At 57.4% G+C, this 20,205-nt stretch carries 17 protein-coding genes and 1 other annotated feature; of the genes, 5 read left to right on the top strand and 12 right to left on the bottom strand.

From position 1 onward, the window contains the following. Positions 1-611 precede the first annotated feature (611 nt). Entirely contained in the window at positions 612-2,435 is a 1,824-nt protein-coding gene (locus tag BCM02_RS15330) for a galactose-binding domain-containing protein (protein ID WP_148929973.1), read from the top strand. Between the two features lie 86 nt (positions 2,436-2,521). Here the strand turns inward: BCM02_RS15330 and BCM02_RS15325 are convergent, their stop codons facing one another. Continuing rightward, positions 2,522-3,115 carry a TetR/AcrR family transcriptional regulator gene (locus BCM02_RS15325; RefSeq protein ID WP_148929972.1) on the bottom strand — a complete coding sequence of 198 codons (594 nt, stop codon included), beginning with the start codon at positions 3,113-3,115 and terminating at the stop codon, positions 2,522-2,524. 202 nt (positions 3,116-3,317) lie between these two features. Between BCM02_RS15325 and BCM02_RS15320 the strand changes: the two genes are divergently transcribed. Then, positions 3,318-4,103: an MBL fold metallo-hydrolase gene (locus tag BCM02_RS15320; protein WP_148929971.1), complete on the top strand. Its 786-nt coding sequence runs from the start codon at positions 3,318-3,320 to the stop codon at positions 4,101-4,103. Here BCM02_RS15320 and BCM02_RS15315 read toward each other — a convergent pair. The 7 genes from BCM02_RS15315 to BCM02_RS36340 form a co-directional block, all read right to left on the bottom strand. After that, entirely contained in the window at positions 4,088-4,687 is a 600-nt protein-coding gene (locus BCM02_RS15315; RefSeq protein ID WP_148929970.1) for a hypothetical protein, read from the bottom strand. The two genes, BCM02_RS15320 and BCM02_RS15315, sit on opposite strands and share 16 nt — an antisense overlap. Further along, on the bottom strand, positions 4,681-5,310 hold the full coding sequence (locus BCM02_RS15310; RefSeq protein WP_246183405.1) for an HAD hydrolase-like protein: 630 nt from the start codon (positions 5,308-5,310) through the stop codon (positions 4,681-4,683). The genes BCM02_RS15315 and BCM02_RS15310 overlap by 7 nt, the downstream gene beginning before the upstream one ends. 124 nt (positions 5,311-5,434) lie before the next feature. Then, positions 5,435-6,535, bottom strand: coding sequence for a GerAB/ArcD/ProY family transporter (locus BCM02_RS15305; protein WP_148929968.1), 1,101 nt, complete (start codon positions 6,533-6,535; stop codon positions 5,435-5,437). A 16-nt stretch (positions 6,536-6,551) separates the two neighbouring features. After that, on the bottom strand, positions 6,552-6,794 hold the full coding sequence (locus BCM02_RS15300) for a hypothetical protein (protein ID WP_148929967.1): 243 nt from the start codon (positions 6,792-6,794) through the stop codon (positions 6,552-6,554). Continuing rightward, a complete protein-coding gene (locus BCM02_RS15295; RefSeq protein ID WP_148929966.1) occupies positions 6,791-8,002 on the bottom strand; it encodes a Ger(x)C family spore germination protein in 1,212 nt (403 codons plus the stop codon). Before BCM02_RS15295 ends, BCM02_RS15300 begins: the two co-directional genes overlap by 4 nt. Continuing rightward, positions 7,999-9,510, bottom strand: a complete 1,512-nt coding sequence (locus BCM02_RS15290) for a spore germination protein (protein WP_148929965.1) — start codon at positions 9,508-9,510, stop codon at positions 7,999-8,001. Before BCM02_RS15290 ends, BCM02_RS15295 begins: the two co-directional genes overlap by 4 nt. Positions 9,511-9,735: 225 nt before the next feature. After that, a complete protein-coding gene (locus BCM02_RS36340; RefSeq protein ID WP_148929964.1) occupies positions 9,736-10,431 on the bottom strand; it encodes a collagen-like protein in 696 nt (231 codons plus the stop codon). A 232-nt stretch (positions 10,432-10,663) separates the two neighbouring features. On the opposite strand from BCM02_RS36340, the gene BCM02_RS15280 reads away from it, so the two are divergent. Both BCM02_RS15280 and BCM02_RS15275 read left to right on the top strand, forming a co-directional pair. Further along, positions 10,664-11,698 (top strand): YheC/YheD family endospore coat-associated protein, encoded by a 1,035-nt coding sequence (locus BCM02_RS15280; protein ID WP_148929963.1) that lies wholly within the window; start codon positions 10,664-10,666, stop codon positions 11,696-11,698. A 230-nt stretch (positions 11,699-11,928) separates the two neighbouring features. Beyond that, the gene (locus BCM02_RS15275) at positions 11,929-12,390 is read left to right on the top strand and encodes an SRPBCC family protein (RefSeq protein ID WP_148929962.1); all 462 of its coding nucleotides are present in this window, start codon (positions 11,929-11,931) and stop codon (positions 12,388-12,390) included. Between the two features lie 49 nt (positions 12,391-12,439). Here the strand turns inward: BCM02_RS15275 and BCM02_RS15270 are convergent, their stop codons facing one another. Further along, positions 12,440-13,672 (bottom strand): MFS transporter, encoded by a 1,233-nt coding sequence (locus BCM02_RS15270; RefSeq protein WP_246183386.1) that lies wholly within the window; start codon positions 13,670-13,672, stop codon positions 12,440-12,442. A gap of 68 nt (positions 13,673-13,740) precedes the next feature. Next, positions 13,741-14,001, bottom strand: a binding site (T-box leader). 184 nt (positions 14,002-14,185) lie between these two features. Between BCM02_RS15270 and BCM02_RS15265 the strand changes: the two genes are divergently transcribed. Beyond that, positions 14,186-14,710, top strand: a complete 525-nt coding sequence (locus BCM02_RS15265; protein WP_148929961.1) for a GNAT family N-acetyltransferase — start codon at positions 14,186-14,188, stop codon at positions 14,708-14,710. 650 nt (positions 14,711-15,360) lie between these two features. Here the strand turns inward: BCM02_RS15265 and BCM02_RS15260 are convergent. The 3 genes from BCM02_RS15260 to BCM02_RS15250 are packed head-to-tail and all read right to left on the bottom strand — an operon-like array spanning position 15,361 to position 20,205. Beyond that, on the bottom strand, positions 15,361-16,647 hold the full coding sequence (locus tag BCM02_RS15260; RefSeq protein WP_148929960.1) for a cellulase family glycosylhydrolase: 1,287 nt from the start codon (positions 16,645-16,647) through the stop codon (positions 15,361-15,363). A gap of 15 nt (positions 16,648-16,662) precedes the next feature. Beyond that, positions 16,663-19,329 (bottom strand): glycoside hydrolase family 2 protein, encoded by a 2,667-nt coding sequence (locus BCM02_RS15255; protein ID WP_148929959.1) that lies wholly within the window; start codon positions 19,327-19,329, stop codon positions 16,663-16,665. Positions 19,330-19,374: 45 nt separating this feature from the next. Continuing rightward, positions 19,375-20,205, bottom strand: a complete 831-nt coding sequence (locus BCM02_RS15250) for a carbohydrate ABC transporter permease (RefSeq protein ID WP_148929958.1) — start codon at positions 20,203-20,205, stop codon at positions 19,375-19,377.

The following is a 20,205-nucleotide window of genomic DNA, read 5'->3' as shown; positions in this document are numbered from 1 at the left end:
GCTATCGATCCCCCTTGATGTTGCGTGTATAGCTTAAGCATAATGGTTAGTTCAACAAATTTCAACTATCAAAGTAAATAATTAGTGGAATTGTTAGGCATTAATTAGCCGCTTCCCCATGTTCAAGCCACCTTGAACTTCGCTATCCGCCCCAGCGATATTCCCCGACTCATTTCTCTCCTTCAGACATAAACGGAATTTCGGTATCGTGCCGCATGCTTCGATCGCGCTTGCCGCATTTGCCTCCCCTTATGCTTCTTAGCGGATTTCGATGACCTGGTTTATAAATAAAATTCAACTTTATCAAAGGTATTGCAAATTTGTTTATTTAACTTTATTATATCGTTCGAGGCGAAACGGCTGCGATGACTTCAGTGACGCGGCGCGTTTCATCCCGAAATACAAGATGATTGATAAGCGTGCAGCTTATTAATGCTTGTATTCGAACAAATGAAAGTGCTTACATGAAAATGAGGGAGGTGAGGCCGAAAGAAAATCCGTACGGTGACGGCAAGACGGCTTGATTCGCGTCGTAGTTCGGTTTCGCCCGGACGGCCTGCTGCAATCATCCGGCCCTTCGGCCCATCTCATTCCATTAGGAGGTAAGATTCATGACGTTTAATACCCGTACGATTTGGCTGGCGATATTATCGGCGCTCCTGCTGCTCGCATGCGCCGCCGCGTTCGCGACCGCCCCCGTCAAGGCGGCGACGGTCAATCTCGCCCTTGGCAAAGCCGTTACCGTCTCTTCCACGGAGAACGCCCAATACGGCGGCGCCAATGCGGTGGACGGCAGCACCGCCACCCGCTGGTCGTCGATCGCGAACGATCAGCAGTATATCATCGTCGACCTCGGCGCAACCCGTTCCGTATCCAGCGTAGTACTGAAGTGGGAAGCCGCCTACGCCAAGGGGTTCCAAATCCAAACCTCCAACGACAACGCGACCTGGACGACCGTTTACTCCAACTACAACGGCACCGGCGGCACCAATACGATCACATTCAACGCCAACGTCCGTTATGTCAAAATGTACGCGTTCCAGCGCGCGACCGCGTACGGCTATTCCCTTTATGAATTCGAGATTTACGGCGAGGACGGAGCCGGATCGGGCGGCGGCAACCTCGCGCTCGGCAGGCCGGTGAGCGTAGCCACGACGGAGGACGCGACCAAGGCCGCTTCCTACGCGGTGGACGGCAGCACGTCGACCCGCTGGAGCTCGGCCTACGCCGATCAGCAGTATATCACCGTCGATCTCGGCTCTCAGCAGACGGTGGCCAAGGTCGTCCTGCGCTGGGAGCTGGCTTACGCGAAGCAGTTCCAAGTACAGACCTCCGCGGATAACGTCTCGTGGACGACCGTTTACTCGAATTACAACGGCACCGGCGGCGTCAATTCCATCACCTTCTCGCCCGTTACGGCCCGCTATGTGAAGGTCTATCTCATCCAACGCGCGACGGCTTACGGATTCTCGCTCTATGAGCTCGAAGCGTATGCCAGCGCAAGCGGCGGCACCGGCGGCGTCGCGGCGGTCAAGCAGCGCGTGTTGGATTACCTGTACGGCATTTCCGGCAATCACACGATCGTCGGCATCGAGAACAAGAACGCCGGCACGCCGACGAGCGACAGCAATACGATCGCCTCGATTACGGGGAGAACGCCTTCCTTGTGGGGTGGGGATTTCGGATTCGGGAGCCAGGCCGTCAACAACCGCTGGAACATGATCAACGAAGCGAAGAACCAGTTCAACAAAGGCGCGCTCGTCACGCTCATGTATCATCCTTGCGCTCCGACGCGCGACGAATATTGCTCGTGGGACGACATCGGCGCCGGCAATGCCGCCAAGCTGACCTCCGCTCAATTCACCCAGCTGACGACGCCGGGCACGAGCTTGTACAACGCCTGGATCGGCCGTCTGGACACATTAGCCACCTACCTGCAGGATCTGGAGAACAACAACGTCGTCGTGCTGTTCCGTCCGTTCCACGAGATGAACCAATGCGTCTTCTGGTGGGCATGCCACAAGGGCGCGAACGGCACCGCGAAGCTGTATCAGATCACGCACGATTACCTCGTTAATACCAAGGGGCTCGAGAACTTGATCTGGGTATGGAACGTACAGGACTTCTCGAACTTGAGCACGGAGATCGACGCATACAATCCGGGCTCCGCTTACTTCGACATCGCCTCGCTCGACGTGTACAACACCGGGTACACCCAGAACAACTACAATACGATGCTCCGGGTATCGGCCGGCAAGCCGATCGCGATCGGCGAATGCCAGTTCATGCCGTCCGCCTCGTTGCTCGCCAGCCAGAACAAGTGGATTTACGCCATGCTCTGGCCGGATTTCATCGAAGAGAACCGCAGTTCGCTGCCGGGCATTTACGGCGCATCCAACGTGCTGACGTTGGACGAAATGCCGGGCTGGAATTAGCGCGCTTGCACGCAAAATAGCCAAAGAAACCCGTCATCCTCGCTGGATGACGGGTTTCTTTGGCTTCTAGACTCTTGAGGTCCGCTTTACTTCGCCGCATAGCTATCCAACAGCTGACGAACCTGCCGCATCATGAACCCCACGTGCTTGGCGTCCCGGGTCAGACCGCTCGCCATGACGCTGCCTTCAAGGGCGGACACGATAAAGGACGCCATCGATTCCGCGTCCAGCTCGTTCCCGAATTCGCCATTCGCGATTCCCTCATCCAATATCCGCCGTACAAGTCCGAGCATGATCTCGTACGCGGTCAACGCTTTATCGCGAAGCTCGGGGAACGTATCGTCGCTCTCGACGGCCGCGTTCAGCAGCGGACAGCCGCCCTTGAGCGGCGGATTATGGACCGGATCCGCGTGCACGCCGCAGATCGCCATGATTTTATCCGTCGCCGAGCGCGCCTCGGCGATCGCCTTCTTGAGCTGCTCCAGCAGCAATTCGCCCGCGTATTCGAACGCTTCCAGCGCGATCTCGTCCTTGTTCGCGAAGCGCCGGTAGAGCCCGCCTTTCGTCAGTCCCGTCGTATCCATGATGTCTTGGATCGACGAAGCCGCATAACCCTTCTGATTGAAAAGCTCGGCCGCTTTCCTCACGATTTGCCGCCGCGCCTGCTCGTCTTTGCGCATTATTCACGCCTCCATGGTCCCTAAATCGCTTTGGCGCTATTGTAACACTGATCAGGAGCCGCGTCACAACCCGATGTTGAGCGGCATGGAAAATTAGTGTTGAATCGCCTCGAGAATTCGACTATGATTAATCCGAACCGAACGGTTCGGTTCGGACTTGGCACAGAAAAGCCTTTACCCCTACCTTGAGAGGAGCACTCGCATGAACGCATTCCGAATTGTCCGTATTCCCATCCTTCCCCTGCAGATGGTCAACGCCCACCTGCTGATCGGTCCGAACGGCTGCATCCTGGTCGACGCCGGCATTCCGGGGTCCGAGAAAAAAATCGAATTGGCGCTCGCCCAAGAGCGGCTGACCTTCACGGATATCAAGCTCATCGTAATCACGCATGCGCATATCGACCATGCCGGAAGCGCCGCGATCGTCCGCGAGCGGTCGGGCGCGCCGATCGTCGCCCATGAAGGCGACGCGAAGCATTTTACGCAGGAAGAAGCAATGACGTTCTGCCCGACCGGCTGGGTCGCCAGACTGTATATCAAGACGCCGGTCATGTTCCGGCCGTATCGCGCCTTCGCGCCGGACATTCTGCTCCGCGGGCAGGAGACGATCGATTTGAGCCGGTTCGGCATAGAGGGGCAAGTCAAGCCTACGCCCGGGCATACGGCCGGCTCGGTGTCGATCGAATTGGACCGCCGCGAAGCGTTGGTCGGCGACTTGGTCGCCTCCGGAATTCTGCTCGGCGGCATCGTCCGAACCGGCCGCGCCGCGCGCCCGCCCTTCGAAGATGACCCCCACGCCGTAGCCCGCGAGCTCGACCGGCTTCTCGCCTCCGGCGTCGAAACGTTCCACATCGGGCACGGCGGTCCCTTGAAGGCGGCCGAGGTCGAGCGTCACGTCCGCTCGCTCCTGCTGCTCCCGCCGGCGCTCGAGCATAAGCGCTGCTGCGGAGGTAGCCACAGCGAGACTCTCGTTCATTCCGCGAAGTAGATATATTCGTATTCCGTTTCGAAGAAAATTTCTTTGTAGCCCGCCCACGACGGGTCGTCTTTCAGTTCTTCCGCGCTTAGCAAGTTGTGCGGCAATGGAAAAACGATCCGGTCGTCATCGATCAAACGCCCGTTCAGATAGAATCCCGGCGTCGCGCTCGGATAGCGGACATCTAGCTCCTCGAGCGGATTCCGTTTCCGGTATTCCAGAATCAGTTCCGTCTTTCTGCGGATGCTGTTTTCCGCATACGTCACTAGCAATGCCGGCGGTCTCAGCTCATACGTATATCCTTCGATCTGTTCAATGAACCAATACCGGTACAAATTATGCGCGAACTCCAACGTGGGCTCGTAATAATGATGCCACTCCTGGTCATCGACCAAGGCGTTCGTCCACATCGTCACGAATGCTTCCAGACGGCCGCTGTACTGCGACTTACTCGTTCGGTAGATCTGCATGTAGTTCTCGTATTCTTTGAAAGCAAAGAAGATCGCCGAAGTAACGGTCTTGTTCCGATAGTTCATCATATAGGACTGAATGTCCTCGGCAAGCTCGGCATGCCGGGTCAACGCATCCTTCAGCACGGGAACCGGTAATCCAGCAGAAACGCCCGCAGCTGCTCCGGCCGTTCCGCCACGAATACCGGATCGCTCTCCCGGAGCAGCCCGGCCGAATCGTAGCCCCATGCGGCGCCCACGCTCGCGATCCCGATCCGGTTGCCCGCCGCCAAGTCCCTGCGCTCGTCGCCGACGTACAGCAGCCGCGCCCGGTCCGTGCCGCTAGACTTGACGAACCGGGCTAAGTCTCTCGACTTCGAGAACGGATGCGCCGCGTATAACTCATAATCAAACGGCTCCATCCGGTTGTGCCGCAAGAACGCGCGCGTCGCTTCCTTCCCGTTCGAAGTCAAGAATCCGAGCTTGTATCCACGCGACTTCAATTCCGCTAGCAATTCCGGCATGCCCGGAACGGCGGGCAGCGTCGGCAAATCCGCCTGATACCGCCGCTTAATCGCCATCCCGACGAGCGGCATCCGGTGCAACGGCACGCCCAGCAGTCTGCAGCGCTCCCGGATGGACAGACCGCCAAGCGACTCCGCTTCGTCCGGAGCAATTGGCCGATATCCCTTTTCGCCCGCGATTTCGTTATAATACTTCACGGCCAGCGGCCTGGTCTGCACCAGCACGCCGTTAAAATTCAGCAACACGCACGCCAATTCAGCCCTCTCCCATCCCTGGAAAATAATCTCATGCCATCATACCAAATCGGAGACTCCTCCGCTATGGCGCGCGCCAAAAGCCCGCCATCACGGAAGACGGCAGGCGGATGCCTTACTTCGCGGCCGCCTTCCGCTTGCGGAACAGGCTCAAGAACAGCAGCGCGATCGGATACGCCAAACCGATCAGCAGCGCCACCGCGACCCATGTCGTGTTGTCCCACTCTTGCTGGTACACATAGTCCGGATAGACGACGGCCGAGAAGATGGCGATCAGCAGGCCGACCGGCACGGTTAACGTTTTGGCATGCTTCGTGATGCGGAACGTCTCGGCGATCCCCATGATTACGACATCGAAATACAGGATCAGTTTGATGAAAATCAAAATGAACCACAGGAACGCCACGATCACCTCTACCCGCTGAAGAAAGTTACCGACGTTGATTTTGCGAGCCACCACGTAGGTCGGATAGAGTTGGGTCGTCGTATTGTCGGGACCGAGCACCATCGTGCTGACCATGACCAGCACCGTCAGCATAACGCCGCTGAGCAAGGTGCCGTAGACGAACGCCTTCGCCATGGATGAACGCCAGTCGTAAGCCGCGTTCAAGGACGCGAAGGTGACGAACATTGGAAGGAACGAATAACTCATGACTTGCAACGCCCCTCTGACCAACGACATCGATTCGAACTCGCCGGCCGGCAGCAGCTGGTTAACCCGAATATCCGGCATGATAAAGAGGATGAAAAAGATAAACAACAGCAGCACCCACGGAAAGTAAATTTCCGCGGTGCGCGCGATAGACGGAATCCCCATGCGCATCCCCACGACGACCGTAATGATGAAGAGCACGTGAATTGCTTCGCTCGGCGTATCCGGCATGATCTGCGTCGTCACGAAGCGGCCGATATAGTAAAGCACCTGCGCGCAAAAAACGAACACTAGCAAGGCAATCGTCAAGCTGATCCCTTTGCCGATCCATCGGCCGAACAACCGCTCGTTGATTTGGAACAAATTCGAATTGGCGTTGCGCTTGAATACCTGGACGTATAGCGCAATGAGCATCAGCCCGCTGCCCGTGCCCGCCAGCTGCAGGATCCAGGCGCTCTGCTTCGCTTCGGCCGCGAGCGCGGAAGGCACGACGAGAATCGTCGTGCCGATGATGAAGTACGCGACCAGAATCATGAGCTGCCGGGGCGTAAGCTGTTCGTTCATCTTTCCTCCCCTTCCCTTACGAGGCGATAAGACCGAGTCGGGTTAATGCCTCGGTCATCGGGGCTAGCCCGACCCGCATCCAATCTGACGGATTCGGCAGCGCGTAACCGAACGAGCGCGCTGCGAACGCGACATTGCCGGCCGCCATCATGCATACATACAGGAGCACCGCTTTTTTGGCTCCTCCGGTCCACAGCCTCGGAAGCTCGAGCGCCGCAATCGATACGGTGAGCAACAGCACGATGACCGCGGCCATCACGAGGGGCCGTCCCCCGCTTTATTCACGGGCGATTCTCCGATCGTGCCGGTTCCGGTAATGGATACATGGACGTCCATCGCGATATCCAGCTCCTTGAAGCGCTCGTCCCAATTGTCTTTGACCTTCTTCCAATGCCCTGGATCCGCGCGGTGGATGGCGATGCCGAATCCGAAAATATCGGTTCCGAGCCGCTTCGCCTTGGCGACCGCTTGCCGCATGACGTCTTTGCCGACAGCCTCGACTTTCCCGTTCAAGGTTTGCAGCACCGCCGGATCTGTCAGGTCGATCTCGCATTCCACGCTGGAGATGTCGGCGCGGATTTTAGTTTGGAGTTGGATGCTCATGCGACCCTCCTTCACCTCGCCGCGCATCTTCGTTCGAATCGCGGCGATATTGATCCCGACCACGCCGCCGTCCGGACAAGACACGTGCAGCGAAGTGCGTTTGATCCGATCCGTAATGGCGTTGTAGCCGCGGGATTCCTTCTCGTTCAGCCAGCCGACGAGCTTATCCTTCTTGAAAGCGGCGATGCCGGCATGCTGAAGCCGCACGCTCGGCGAGGACGATTTCACGTTCTCCTCCAGCTTGCCTTTGGACGGCTCGCCGTAAATATGGATGCCGCTTAAGACCGGGCTCACCCCTTCGGCGAGTATGAATTTGCTTAGCTCGTCCAGCTTGATGGCGGCGACCGGCGACCATTCCTTGTTCGCCACTTCCAGCGCGTTGAAAATAAAATTGGCGGGTATTTTCTCGATCGGCGTCAGCACGCCCAGCACGTCTTTGGCCGAGTTGCCTTTGGCGATGACCACCGTAAAGTCGGACCGTATTTCATTGCCCCGCATAAGAAAATCGAGCGGTCTGGCAATGCCGCGCTTCGCGAGCTCCTCGGAGAGGACGACGATCCGAATATGGGAGAAAAAGATTTTTCGAGAGATCGAAGAGGTCAGCCGCCGCACCCCTTCGTTCAGCGTGACCCCTTTGGCCGAATAGACGACGACCGGCGCGCTCGTATCGCCTTGTTTCTGCGAGACGTTGCCCGGGTTGACGACTTGCACCGTCAACAAATATTGATTATCCTTCCAGTCTATGCCCATAGCCGCCGCGATCGAGATATCGTTGAGCTCCTTGCGGCTCCAGCATCCGCTCAGCGCGATCATGCAGGCGAGGAGCGCCATGGCGGATAGCAGCCGTCCGCTCCGCGCGCTCATGCTCGATCCTTCATCACGCGGATGCGATTGAACAGCTTGCGGAACGGCAATCGAAGGAAAGCATCCTTCTGCTTGGCCAGCTCGAGCGGCGCGAACGGGCTTAAATACGGAATGCCGAACGACTGCAGCGAATTCAGATGCATGATGATGAGCAGCGTTCCGATGAAAATGCCGATAAGCCCAAAGGAAGCCGCCAGCGCCATTAACGGGAACCGCAAGATCCGAATGGCGTTGGATAAATCGTAAGACGGGAACACGAAGCTGCAGATCGCCGTAATCGCCACGACGATGACCATCGCGGCCGAGATGATGCCCGCTTCCACGGCCGCTTGGCCGATGACGAGCGTCCCGACGAAGGAGAGCGCCGAACCGATGCTTCGGGGCATGCGCAGCGCGGCCTCCCGCAGCACCTCGAACGTTCCTTCCATAATGAGCGCCTCGACGAAAGCCGGGAACGGGATGCCCTCCCGCTGCGCGCTTAAGCTGATCAACAGCTGCGTCGGAATCATTTCCTGATGGAAGGTCGTGATCGCCACATACAAGGAAGGCGCCGACAGGGCGACCACGAAGCCCGCATACCGCAAAATGCGCAGCAGCGTGCTGATATCGAACCGATGGTAATAATCCTCCGAAGCCTTTAAGAAGGTGGCGAACAGAGCCGGCGCAACGAGCACGAAGGGCGTGCCGTCGACCAGAATCGCGATTTTTCCTTTCGTCAGTTCCATGGCGATGACGTCCGGACGCTCCGAGTTATAGAGCGTGGGGAATATGGTCAGCTGCTGGTCTTGAATCATTTCCTCGATATTGCTGCTCTCGAAGATCCCGTCGATCTTAATCTTAAGCAGTCTGCTGCGCGCCTCGGCGACCAAACTATCTTTGGCCACGCCGCGAAGGTACATCATCGCCACGTCGGTCTTGGTTACGTCGCCGATCTTGAACGATTCCAGCCACAGATTCGGATCCTTGATCTTCCTCCGAATAAGCGCCGTATTGGTTCGGATCGATTCCGAGAACGCTTCTCGGGGACCGCGGACGACCGTCTCGACGCTCGTCTCGCTGACGCCCCGATCCTTCCAGCCTTTGGTCCCTGCCGAGAGCGCGGAAGTCGAGCCGCCGATGAAGATCGCCGCATCCCCGGACAGGACGTGGTCGAACACCTGCTCCATATTCGTTAACACGCTAATTTCGCCGACTGCCAGCATCGTTGCGGCCACGACCGCGATCGGATCTTGATCGCCGTCGAGAGGGGCCGACGCCGTCAACAGCGTGCGCATAATAAAATCATTGATTACCGTCACATCAACAAGACCATCGGTATACACGACGGCCATCGGCTTGCCCAGCGCGGCAAAGCTGCTCTCGCGGATAATGATATCGGCGCTATGGCCCACGCGATCGCGAATGCACCGGAGATTATCCGGTAATTGCGCGGCTATCGGCGTTTGCGGTGAAGGCTCCGTAATTACGGGCTGTTTGTCGTGCATGGCATCTGATGCGTGAGTCCCCATCCCGGTGTCCCCCGAAGTCGAATTCGGTTTACATTATTCCCCACTGGAGGAAGGGTATGCACGTCTGACGGGGATGACGCCAACAACCCGGTAGTCGTCCTCGTAGATGACGTTTCAGGCGACGCGGCCGGCGACCTGTAACCTCGTCAACAATAAAGAGAGCTGCCCGGCAGATCCTAGCGGATCTCTTGGGCAGCTCACGACTTCTCTTTGTTCCTATCCGAATTACGAGAATTTCTGAATAACAATCGATGCGCTAACGACTGGCGTTCCCCCGCCAATGGCTGCTTGCAAGGTCAATGCTCCCATATTATCAATCCGGTTTAACGTCAATATCCCGCCGGCCGTTAATTGGGCGACGACTTGGCCTTGATAGGGATTGTTCCCTGCGCTTGAACCGTAATTGCTGCAAGGAACCAAGGCCGGCGGAACCGGGCCGGCGGCGTCCGGATCAAAGAACAGCCCGAATGCGGAGTTGCCCGGCGTAGGGAAGACTTCCCAGCTAATATGGTAGAACCCGCTCTCCAGAATATTAATCGTCGACGGCGAAGTGAATGTTAGCGCGGTCGAGTTGATGACCCCGTCGTTAAAAGCGACGGCTCCTCCTTGACCGCCCGGAGCCGGTGCCGCGGCTATCGTTTGAGCAACCGTGCTGCACAGAAACGCAAAGGATGCTACTGCGGCAGGACCGACTGGGCCGACAGGACCGGCAGGACCGGCAGGACCGGCAGGACCGACAGGGCCGACAGGACCGGCAGGGCCCACGGGACCGACAAGCCCTTGAGGACCGACAAGTCCTTGAGGACCGGCGGGACCGACAAGCCCTTGGGGACCTGCGGGACCAACTGGACCGGCAGGACCGGCAGGACCTTGTGGACCTTGCGGTCCCGGAGGTCCTGGAGGACCAACTAATTTACCCATTAATTGTTTCACGCCCCTTAACATTTTTTTAAGTGAAAGCGGCGGTCTCGAGGAACGCGGGCGAGCGAAGACGGCTGCCGTCGCCATGCGGTCCCGAGCCCTTAGAATTACAGAATAATGTATTCCGAATGAGGTCTTTTTGTGTGCGTAAGCTGTATTGTCGTCTATACCATTCTATCTCTCCTACATATGCTATCCTATGATGCTTGTTAGTACAGGACGGAGGCGAATCATGAACAGCTTTAAAACCGGATTAGTGGGGATTATGGTTGCCAACCCGCAGCAAAGGAAGCGCGTTCTAGGACAATATCTCCGGCACAATACGACGAATATGAAGTTATTCAGTTTCACTCCCTCTTCGATAGACTGGAAGAAGAACACCGTGGTCGGACTACATCGTTCCAACCGAAAATGGGTCGTCCGACGATTCCCTCTTCCCCATGTCGTGTATAACCGCTGTTACGGCACGAATCATGAGATCATCGAACGACTGGAGGCGGCGATCGGAAGCGATAAATGTTTCAATCATCTCAATCAATTCAACAAACTTGAAATCTACCAACGATTAGGCCGATGGCTAAGCGACCATTTACCGGAAACCGTTGCCTATGATCCCAACGCAGCCGTTCACATGCTAGATAAGCATAAAGTCATCTATTTCAAACCCGTTTTTGGACATCAGGGCAAAGGCGTTTACCGCGTAGAATTGAATCATGCAGGCGAAATCCACATTGGTCACCACTATTTTTCGCCTCAAACCATCGTGAACGACTTCAGCGCGTTTCAAGCTAGCATGCAGGAACTTCTTGGCGTAACGCCCTATATCATTCAAGAAGGGGTCGATATTCGAAAAATAAACAATCAAACGTTCGATATACGGGCTCTCGTCCAAAAAAACGACAGAGGCACCTGGTCGGTTACGAATCTCGTCAGCCGGATTGCTTCTAAAGGCAGCTACAATACAAGCATCTACGAGAAGGCTTGTTTATCGCAAGATGTCCTCAAACGATTGGTTCCGCTTGAAAACGTGAACGGGATTGTTCGTTCCATTTATGACATCAGTTTACGATCAGCCGAAATCATCGACACCGAAACCGATTATCATATGGGCGAGTTCAGCGTTGACATCGCGTTGGACGACAACGCGCATGCTTGGATCATCGAGCTCAACGGGAAGCCGCAGAAAGAGCTCTATCAGGGCATCCGCAAGCAAACCGCCGTCTACACGCGACCTATGCAATACGCTCAATATTTGTGCAAACGCTAATCTGTACTGGTTATTAACATATGGGTTATGGCTTGGCAAGGTTACACGTCTATATTCAACTCGGTATCGTCTCATCGCGGTTACTCGCACGGTCGCCCCCTGCCGACGCAAGCCGGCGGGGGGCGCAAGCCGGCTGGGATTTGCAATCGCCTAAAATTGCTCCCTTCCCATCAAGTTGTGTTAAGCTTTGGATGTGGACAAGCACGACACGCCGAAGGAGCGAATTTACCATGACCACTTTCAATGCCGATCCGGTCGTCAAAGCGGAGATGCTCATCCGCAAGCCCGCGGAGCAAGTGTACGGAGCTTTCGTCGATCCGGATATCACGACAAGATTTTGGTTTACGAAGAGCAGCGGAAAATTGGAGGCCGGCCGCCACGTGACATGGGAGTGGGAAATGTACGGCGCGTCCGATCGCATCTACGTGGAGGAGCTCGAGCCGAACAAACGGATCCGAATCGCCTCGTCGGACGGCACCAATGTCGAGTGGATCTTTACGGCTCGCGCCGAGGACCAGACGTATGTCGTCATTACGAACACGGGATTCGCGGGCACCGGCGACGAGATCGTCAACCGGGCCATCGATTCCATGGGCGGTTATACGATGGTGCTTTGCGGCCTGAAGGCACTGCTGGAGCATAACGTCGAACTCAACCTGGTGGCCGACAAGGCGCCGGATTTCCACGTCTAGATCGAAATCCCGCCGCCGTCCCCGGGCAAGCAGCTGCGCGGATCCTCCTTCAGACTGCGTCGCCAGCTTGCCCGTCCCTCTTCGGCCACAGCAGATAGGCGCTCAACCCTCCTCCTAACACGGCCATGACCGCTACCCCGGCAATAACGACTTCTTGCATCGCTCCGGCCTCGGCCGTCGCCCCCATCGCGATTGTCGCCGTCATGGCGAGCAGCGCTTCGACGAAGCCGTTCACGCTCCCGATTCGCCCCATCAAGTCAACCGGAATATGGTTCTGATAGAACGTCGCATACCCCGTATTGGCGAATGCAAGGAAGAACGCCAGGATGAAAAATCCCGACGCCGCGCCGGCAAATCCGGACGAGCATGCGTAGATGAAATACCCGGCGCATACGCCCGGCGTTCCCAGTCCGATCAAGCGGGTCGCCGGCATCCGGCTAACCATTAGCGCATTGACGCCGGCACCCGCAATAATGCCCGCTCCCGCCACGCTGACCAGCAAGCCATAATCCCGCGCCGACAAGCCCAGAACCACCTTGGCGAATGCCGCCTCCAGCGAATCCACGGCCGAAGCCATCACGACCATGACGCCGCTGAACAGCAGAATAACCGTCAGCACATGTTTCGAACGCGCATAGAAGCCGATCACTTTGCGCCAATCCTGCCGGATCATCGTCCAGTTCATCCGCTCCTTCATAATGCCGCCTTTATCGCCCTCGAGGTTCGGCATCAACAAGGTAAGCATGCCGGAGACTAGCAGCGCCGCGGCATTGATATAAATCGCCGCGGACGGCGAACCGGCGACGAACAGCAAGCCCGCGATCGCCGGGCCGATCAGGAACGCGCCCGAGCCGATCAAAGCGTTCCAAGCGTTGAACCGAGACCGGCGATCCGGCGGAATCAGCTTCGTAATATAAGCGCCCGATGCCGGGCCGAAGACGGCGCCCGCCATTTGGATGACGAACACCATCAGATAGATGTACCACATCGCGTCATGCAGCGGAAGCAGCGCAATGAGTCCGGCGCGTCCGACATCAAGCGCGATCATCAGCGTGCGTTTATTCAGGCGATCGATTAGGCTACCGGACCAGGCGCCCGCGCACAGCGAAGCCAGCGTCCGGACGACGTATAGTCCCGATACGGCGAGCACGGAGCCCGTCGTTTTCAGCGCGATCAGATTCAAGGCGATAAAATAGATCCATCCGCTCACATTGGCGATGCCGATGCCAACCAGCAGGATCGCCGGATATTTCCAGGTTTCCGCAAAAGTTCTCATTGTCATGCAGGGCAGCTCCTTCCGCGATCGATTCGTGCGTTAAAACAAAAAAATCCCACCCCCAAGACCAAGGTCTTGGGGGCGAGATCGATCGTCGCGGTGCCACCCCAATTTGCCGATCCGTCGCCGGTTCAGCCTTGTCAGGTACGGCATGACGTGGCATGCATATACCCCAGCTCTGTAACGGGAGCACCCGTCCCGCCATCACCGGACAATACCGGTTCCATCGGGCTGCTCGGAGACTTGGTTCAATAAAGCGATCTTTGCTCCTTTCCAGCTGCCGGAGCTCTCTGCGAAAGACCGCGTTTATCTACTCTTCTCGTCATCGCGTTTGAGCCATATTAGCAGATCGGGCGTTTGGTTGTAAATCCCATTTTTTCTCGGATAGCGAGCCTCCCGTTCTGTGCCGGTAGAAAATCAATATAGCCATTTTGTCTATCGCCAAGACTATTGCCGCCCCTCTAAAGATCACATAGACTGTAAACATACAAAGTTCATGCTTACTGGGAGGAAAATAGGATGATCATTAAACCGATGGGGCTCGAAGACGCACCTCGTATCCGCGATATCGACCGTTCGGAAACGATCGGAAACGTATACTCGTGCGCGAACGGCGTGCTTGCGGAAACGAAGTCGGGACATGAGTGTCCGAACTGGCAGGAGGAGGAATACAACTCCATGATTGCACGGTTCGAACAGGAATTGCGAATGGGAGGTACGGCATACGGAGCTTATGACGGCGAGACATTGGTCGGGTTCGGCGTATTAGCGAATACGTTCCGGGGCAAGGATCGGGACCAACTTCAAGTCGATCTGATGTATGTGACGCGGGCGTATCGGAGGCAGGGCATCGGCAGCCGAATTATGGACGCGCTGAGCGAAGCGGCGATCGCCAAAGGCGCGAAATCTCTCTACATCTCCTCCACCGAGACCGAATCGGCCGTCAAGTTCTACGCAAGCCGGGGATCGGCGCTTACCGCCGAAGTGGACGAAGAGCTCTTCGCGAAAGAGCCGCTTGATATTCATATGATTAAGCGGCTGTGACGCTCGTGCCGGGCGAAGAAATCTAGCTGACATGTTTCGTATTCTCGTTGCGTGTATTTTCTCCCTCGCCCCTTCCCCCTCCGCTGAGGAGAACCATAGGGCTTTGCCCTCTGGACTCCCATTTTCGTGCTGGCGTACTTGTTCGCGGTCGGCGATGGGGCTGGGCTTGAGCGGGGCACGCTTTTGTCCTGACGGACAAAGCTTCTGTAGGTTTTGAAGTCCGTCCTAAGACTTAAGCCTGTCAATTATAGGCCCTTGTTGGCTTCATCGGACGTTTTTCCTTAACTTGACAACATTGCCCTCCATTGGAGGGGAACCAGAAGGTTAGCACCTCTGGACTCTGCTAATTAGCGTGACTCGGTTCGCGGCCGTCTTCGATCTGTCCTTTCGCGCGCAGCCCGCCCTTGTCCTTTCGGACAAAGCTTTTTTCGAGCTTCGTTCAGCACAATTAGCCTTGGGTGGTATTCTGTCCATTCGATCTTTATGCTGCTTGTGTGCTGACCTTCGCTCTAGTCCGCTTTTGCGGACACGCTTTACTTTAACCAAAAATTTAGATCGATCATAATTCTAAACATAAAAATCTACCGAATTTCGGTAGATTTTTATGTTTTCTTGCAGATTTATATGAAGTTTCCGACCCGCTTGCCCTTCTACTTAAAGGGCACCGAATGAAACACGTCCGAATACGCGCCTTCCACGTTCGAGCCGTTCGCCGCCTTGATCCGGTAGTAGGCTTGCGCGGACTGAACGCGGGTCGGGTCAACCCACGGCATGGCGTGATCCGCCGGCCGATCGTCGTAGACAATCTGCCAGCTGCCGTTCTCGCCGGTGAGCGATTTCTCCACCGTATAGCTGGCAGCGCCGACGACGCCGCGGAACGCGATGCGGCCGCACTCCGCGTCGACGATGACCGGCTTGCCCGGCACCGCTTCCTCTTTCACTTCCCGACCGCTCATTGCGAAGGCATGCTCACGCAGCGCCGACACCCGCATGCGGTGGTCTTCGTTGACGCCCGTACCCGGATAATGAACGGCAAACCCGTCGAAATGCTGCACGTACCCGCCCCGGTCATGATGACCGAAGAGCGACCAGAACAACGTCCCCGACACCGCTTCGTTCGACTCCGCCTCTCGCAGGAAGGCGACAAGGTCGCAATTGGGCCAGCCGAACTCACCCGCGATATACACTTTGCCCGCCGCCTGTACGGCTTCGGCATCCTGCCGCAGTTCCTCCGCGTCGGCCGGATAATAATGCACGTCGAGGATATCGAGCGCTTCGATCGCCAGCTTATCGGCATCGAGCTGGAACTGCTTGCCGTGCGCGACTAGATGGTTGGCATCGATAGCCTTCACATGCTTACAGATACGTTCCGCCCAAGCCGGAGGCGCATCGTTCAGCTCGTTCCCCAACTCCCACGCCATGATCGTCGGATCGTCCTTATAAGCGATGCCGGTATAACTGTTCACCCGGTTTAGCAGCAGCTCGATATACGCCTCGAAGTCCGCGATGACGCCCTCGTCCGTATAGAACAGATTCTGATCGTCCAATCCGCGCCACAGCGTGAAGGTGCGGCGTCCGCCGTGATAATAGTGCCAGTTGCAGACGAACGGGATAATGAGTTTCAAGCCCCGCTGACCCGCTTCCTTGATCGCGAAATCCACCCGGCGAAACGCCTCTTCGTTCGTCTCGCCGAGCGAAGGCATCAGCGCCTTCTCGCAGCCGTGCGACGCGCCGAGCGTGTGCGAGCGGACGATCGTAGCGCCCATCTCGACCGCCGTATCGAGCGCGTTCATCACCCGGAACGTCGACGGCCAATCGACGCCGTCCACGTTCTCGTCCAAGCCGAGCCAGTATATATTCGGTCCCGCAAAACGGAATGGCTGCCCGCCCAACATGAGGCGAGCGCCTTCCCGGACTACAAATTCTTTCTCATTCATCGCCAGTTCCCGCCCTTATGGATAGGTATTCGCCGCCGCAGCCGCGTTGAAATAAACAAATTCGATGCGAGGCCGCCCTTGCGCGTCGTCCGCGGCGCTAGTCGAACTCTCCGCGAATAATTCGCCCGTTCGCTTCCTGCAGGTGACGCGCACGATTCGTTCTTCGCCGGGGAAGAGCGTGAAGTAGGCATCGCTCGCTTGCGTCCAGTAGAGGTCCGCGCGCTCGATCGGATACACATGCAGCAGAACCCGGTCGCCCGTATTCTTGACGGCGTAATCGCGCGCATGTACGGCGTCGTCCGTGGTAGCGCTATCCATCGAATCAGTCACCCACTCGCCCAGAGCTTCCGCAGCGAGCTTCCCGCCGGCAATCGACAGCGCGGGAGCATAGATCGGAGCCGGCCGCGTCGAGAAAATATAAGGCGTGCCGGACTGCTCCGCCTCTTCGCCGTTCACTGTAAGCGTCAACCGAACATAGAATAGCCCATCGGCCGTCTCCGGTGCCTGGAAGGACAAGCTGCCGAGCAGCAGCGTCTTGTCCGGGGACGTGCATCCCTGGAACGCCTGGCCGTGCAGCACCGCGCCGGCGCTATCCAGCACCTCGGCGCAGACGAGACATTCCGCGGACTCGCCGTCCGTGGCGACATAGACCGGAAGGCTCATCGCCTCTATCGCCGAGCAATCAAGCCGAGCGTAATCCAGACTTGCCCTTCTGCCTCGGAACGCTTCGCGTACCCAGTAGTACGCCATCTTCGGCTCCATATAGTAATCGACCAGATTCGTGCACGTCACGTTCGGCCAAGGCTCGTTCAGCTGCCAAATGATGCTGCCGCTGTTATTGAACTTCCGCCTTCGGTTAGCGTCGAGAATATAGCGGAGCCCTTCCGCTTGGATCCATTGGCTGCAATCGGCGAACAGCGAGAGCATCGTCATCTTGCCGAACAACGTCGTGTCGCGGTCGAACGTATCCCACCACTCGCCGTGATGCCGCCAGACCAGGCTGTCCTTCATCGGCACGGGCTTCCGGTGCGCTTCCCCGATGAACTTCCGGATGCTCTTCACTCCGCTCAGCCCGTCGACGCCGAATTCGCTGTGGAACAAATGGTCCGCCTGGCCATAGATCCGATAATGATCCGGGTTGCCCATGTACTTCCAATGACCGTGAACATCATGGCTGACGCCGCGTTCCTCCGTAATATATTGGACCGGTCCCGAAGCCGACGTCGGGAGGAACAGCCGCCCGGGATCATGGAGCCGCACGAGTTCGCGCAGCATGGCCAAGTTCTCGTCGGCGAACGTCGACGGCACGTTCGGCGCGCTCATCAGCTCGTTGCCGCCGCTCCACACGGTCAGACTCACATGGTTGCGGCGATCCTTCAGCGCGGCAACCGCATTGCGCGCCAGCAGCGGCAGAAACTCCGGCCGCTTGGACGGTTCGTTGTCGATGCCGGAGCTGGATTGAATGAACTCCTGCCAGATCAGAATGCCATGTTCGTCGCACAGGTCGTACAGCGCCGACTTCTCGATAATCCCGCCGCCCCAGATGCGCAGCAGGTTCAAGTTCCCCTCTTTCGCCAACCGCGCCATCCAGCTATAACGCTCATCCGTGACGTTCCCGTACATATGATCGAGAGGCGTCAAATTCGCGCCTTTCACGTACACCTTCCGCCCATTGACGACAAAGGTGTACGGCAGCGCATCGGCCGGACTGCCCTCGTTCTGCATGTACTCGAGCTTGCGGATACCGGTGCGCAGCGAGCGCGAATCGTATTCGCGGGCGTCGTCCGCGAGCGTCAACTCCACCCGGTAGAGGGGCTGATCGCCGTAGCCGCTCGGATACCAGAGCAGCGGCGCTTCGACCGCGATCGTGCAACGCGCCCGACCGGCATCGTCCGGCACGATCCGCTTCGTTTGCGATAGCGCGCCATCCGGGGCGTACAACTTCACGATGACCGCAGGCGAATCGGCTGCCGCCTCGCTCTCTCCTGCCGCGCGGCCGTTCCTCTCGACCGACGATTCCACGCGGATAAGCCCCTGCCCGGACTCGTCCTGAACATCGGTCGTCACCGACAGCTCGCCGAGCGAATACGCTCCTTTGGCCGCGAGCACGATATCGTCCCAGATGCCCACGTTCACGAGCCGGGTCGAGAAATCCCATTTGTAGTTGAAGCGGCTCTTCTGCGTGAACGTCTCGCTCGTCCGTCCGATCTGTCCCATCTCGTCCGGCGCTTGCTTGAAGACGACGAGCAGCTCGACTTCTTCTTCCGCACGGTAATGGTCCGTCACATCGAATGCGGCCGCCTCGTACATGCCCTTATGCTCGCCGAGCAGCGCGCCGTTCCAATACACCATCGCCTCGTAATCCAGTCCGCGGCAAATTAGCTGCATCGTTCCGCTCGCGTGCGACGGCGCGCGGAACTTTTTGCGATACACCCACCAGCGATTCTCGACCCACTCGGCTTGCAGGCTGTTCAAATCCTGGTACGGATTCGCCAGCAGCCCGGCCCGGTACAGATCATGATGCACGCCGCCCGGTACCGTTGCCGACATCCAGTCGGTCACGCCCATCAGCTCGTTGCCGATCTCCATGCTTGTGCCCTTCAAGGGCACCCAGGGCCAGAAGCCTTTCAGCTCCCAGCCTTCCCCGCCAAGATTCCATTCCATGGCGCTCTTCGTTGTCATCGTAACCGCTCCTTCTTCCGCGTGTAAGCAGGGAGAGCCGGCGGCTTACCCTTTGACCGCGCCGCTCGTCACGCCGGAGAAAATGTATTTCTGCAGGAACAAATACATCACGACCGTCGGAATCATGATGAGCAGGATCGCCGCGCAAATATTGCCCCACTGCGCCTGATTGTTGCCCGCGAAGCGCATGATCGAAGTCGAGACGACGACCAGCTCGGTCTTGGGCATATACAGGAACGGAATATACAGCTCGTTGTAAATGTTGATCGTCTTCAGAATGACGAGCGTCGCCGTTGCCGGACCGAGCAGCGGGAAGATGACCGTCCGGTAAATGCGGAACAGGCTCGCGCCGTCCATCATCGCGCTTTCGTCCAGCTCTTCCGGAATGTTCTTAATGAACTGCAAGTAGATGTAGATTTGCACGACGTCTGCACCGATGAACAGCATGATCGGCGCGCCGAGCGTGTTGTACAGCCCCAAGTCCTGCAGCAGCGAGAAGACGACGACCTGCGTCGTAATCGTCGGGATGAGTGTGGCGAACAGGAATGCGCCGAGAATGATGCCTTTGCCTCGGAACTCGATGCGCCCGAGCGCGAACGCGACCATCGTGCCCAGAATGATGTTACCGATCAGAGACGCGACGATAATAACAAGCGTGTTCAGGAAGGCATGCCCAAGGTCGGCGCGTTCGAACACGGTCTTGAAATTGTCCATGTTCAGGAAGCTGGCCGGCAGCGCGAACGGACTGCCGCCCTCGTCCTCCCGCTTGAACGCGTTCACCAGCACCACGTAAGGCGGGAACAACACGACGAATGCGCCGATAAGCAGGAACACATATTTGATCGGTTGAACGAAATCGAAACGTCTGGTCGTCAT

The organism is Paenibacillus methanolicus (assembly GCF_008124765.1).
Taxonomy (GTDB): Bacteria; Bacillota; Bacilli; order Paenibacillales; family Paenibacillaceae; genus Paenibacillus_Z; species Paenibacillus_Z methanolicus.
Note: the sequence above shows the minus strand (reverse complement) of the source record. Positions and strands in the feature narration are given on the sequence as shown.

What these genes read in the sequence shown, in the direction of transcription:
- BCM02_RS15295 (WP_148929966.1), bottom strand. Translation starts at nt 8,002, where the DNA reads ATGAGCGCGCGGAGCGGACGGCTGCTATCCGCCATGGCGCTCCTCGCC.
- BCM02_RS36340 (WP_148929964.1), bottom strand. Translation starts at nt 10,431, where the DNA reads ATGGGTAAATTAGTTGGTCCTCCAGGACCTCCGGGACCGCAAGGTCCA.
- BCM02_RS15305 (WP_148929968.1), bottom strand. Translation starts at nt 6,535, where the DNA reads ATGAACGAACAGCTTACGCCCCGGCAGCTCATGATTCTGGTCGCGTAC.
- BCM02_RS15330 (WP_148929973.1), top strand. Translation starts at nt 612, where the DNA reads ATGACGTTTAATACCCGTACGATTTGGCTGGCGATATTATCGGCGCTC.
- BCM02_RS15250 (WP_148929958.1), bottom strand. Translation starts at nt 20,205, where the DNA reads ATGACGACCAGACGTTTCGATTTCGTTCAACCGATCAAATATGTGTTC.
- BCM02_RS15290 (WP_148929965.1), bottom strand. Translation starts at nt 9,510, where the DNA reads ATGGGGACTCACGCATCAGATGCCATGCACGACAAACAGCCCGTAATT.
- BCM02_RS15320 (WP_148929971.1), top strand. Translation starts at nt 3,318, where the DNA reads ATGAACGCATTCCGAATTGTCCGTATTCCCATCCTTCCCCTGCAGATG.
- BCM02_RS15280 (WP_148929963.1), top strand. Translation starts at nt 10,664, where the DNA reads ATGAACAGCTTTAAAACCGGATTAGTGGGGATTATGGTTGCCAACCCG.
- BCM02_RS15260 (WP_148929960.1), bottom strand. Translation starts at nt 16,647, where the DNA reads ATGAATGAGAAAGAATTTGTAGTCCGGGAAGGCGCTCGCCTCATGTTG.
- BCM02_RS15255 (WP_148929959.1), bottom strand. Translation starts at nt 19,329, where the DNA reads ATGACAACGAAGAGCGCCATGGAATGGAATCTTGGCGGGGAAGGCTGG.
- BCM02_RS15270 (WP_246183386.1), bottom strand. Translation starts at nt 13,672, where the DNA reads ATGACAATGAGAACTTTTGCGGAAACCTGGAAATATCCGGCGATCCTG.
- BCM02_RS15265 (WP_148929961.1), top strand. Translation starts at nt 14,186, where the DNA reads ATGATCATTAAACCGATGGGGCTCGAAGACGCACCTCGTATCCGCGAT.
- BCM02_RS15325 (WP_148929972.1), bottom strand. Translation starts at nt 3,115, where the DNA reads ATGCGCAAAGACGAGCAGGCGCGGCGGCAAATCGTGAGGAAAGCGGCC.
- BCM02_RS15275 (WP_148929962.1), top strand. Translation starts at nt 11,929, where the DNA reads ATGACCACTTTCAATGCCGATCCGGTCGTCAAAGCGGAGATGCTCATC.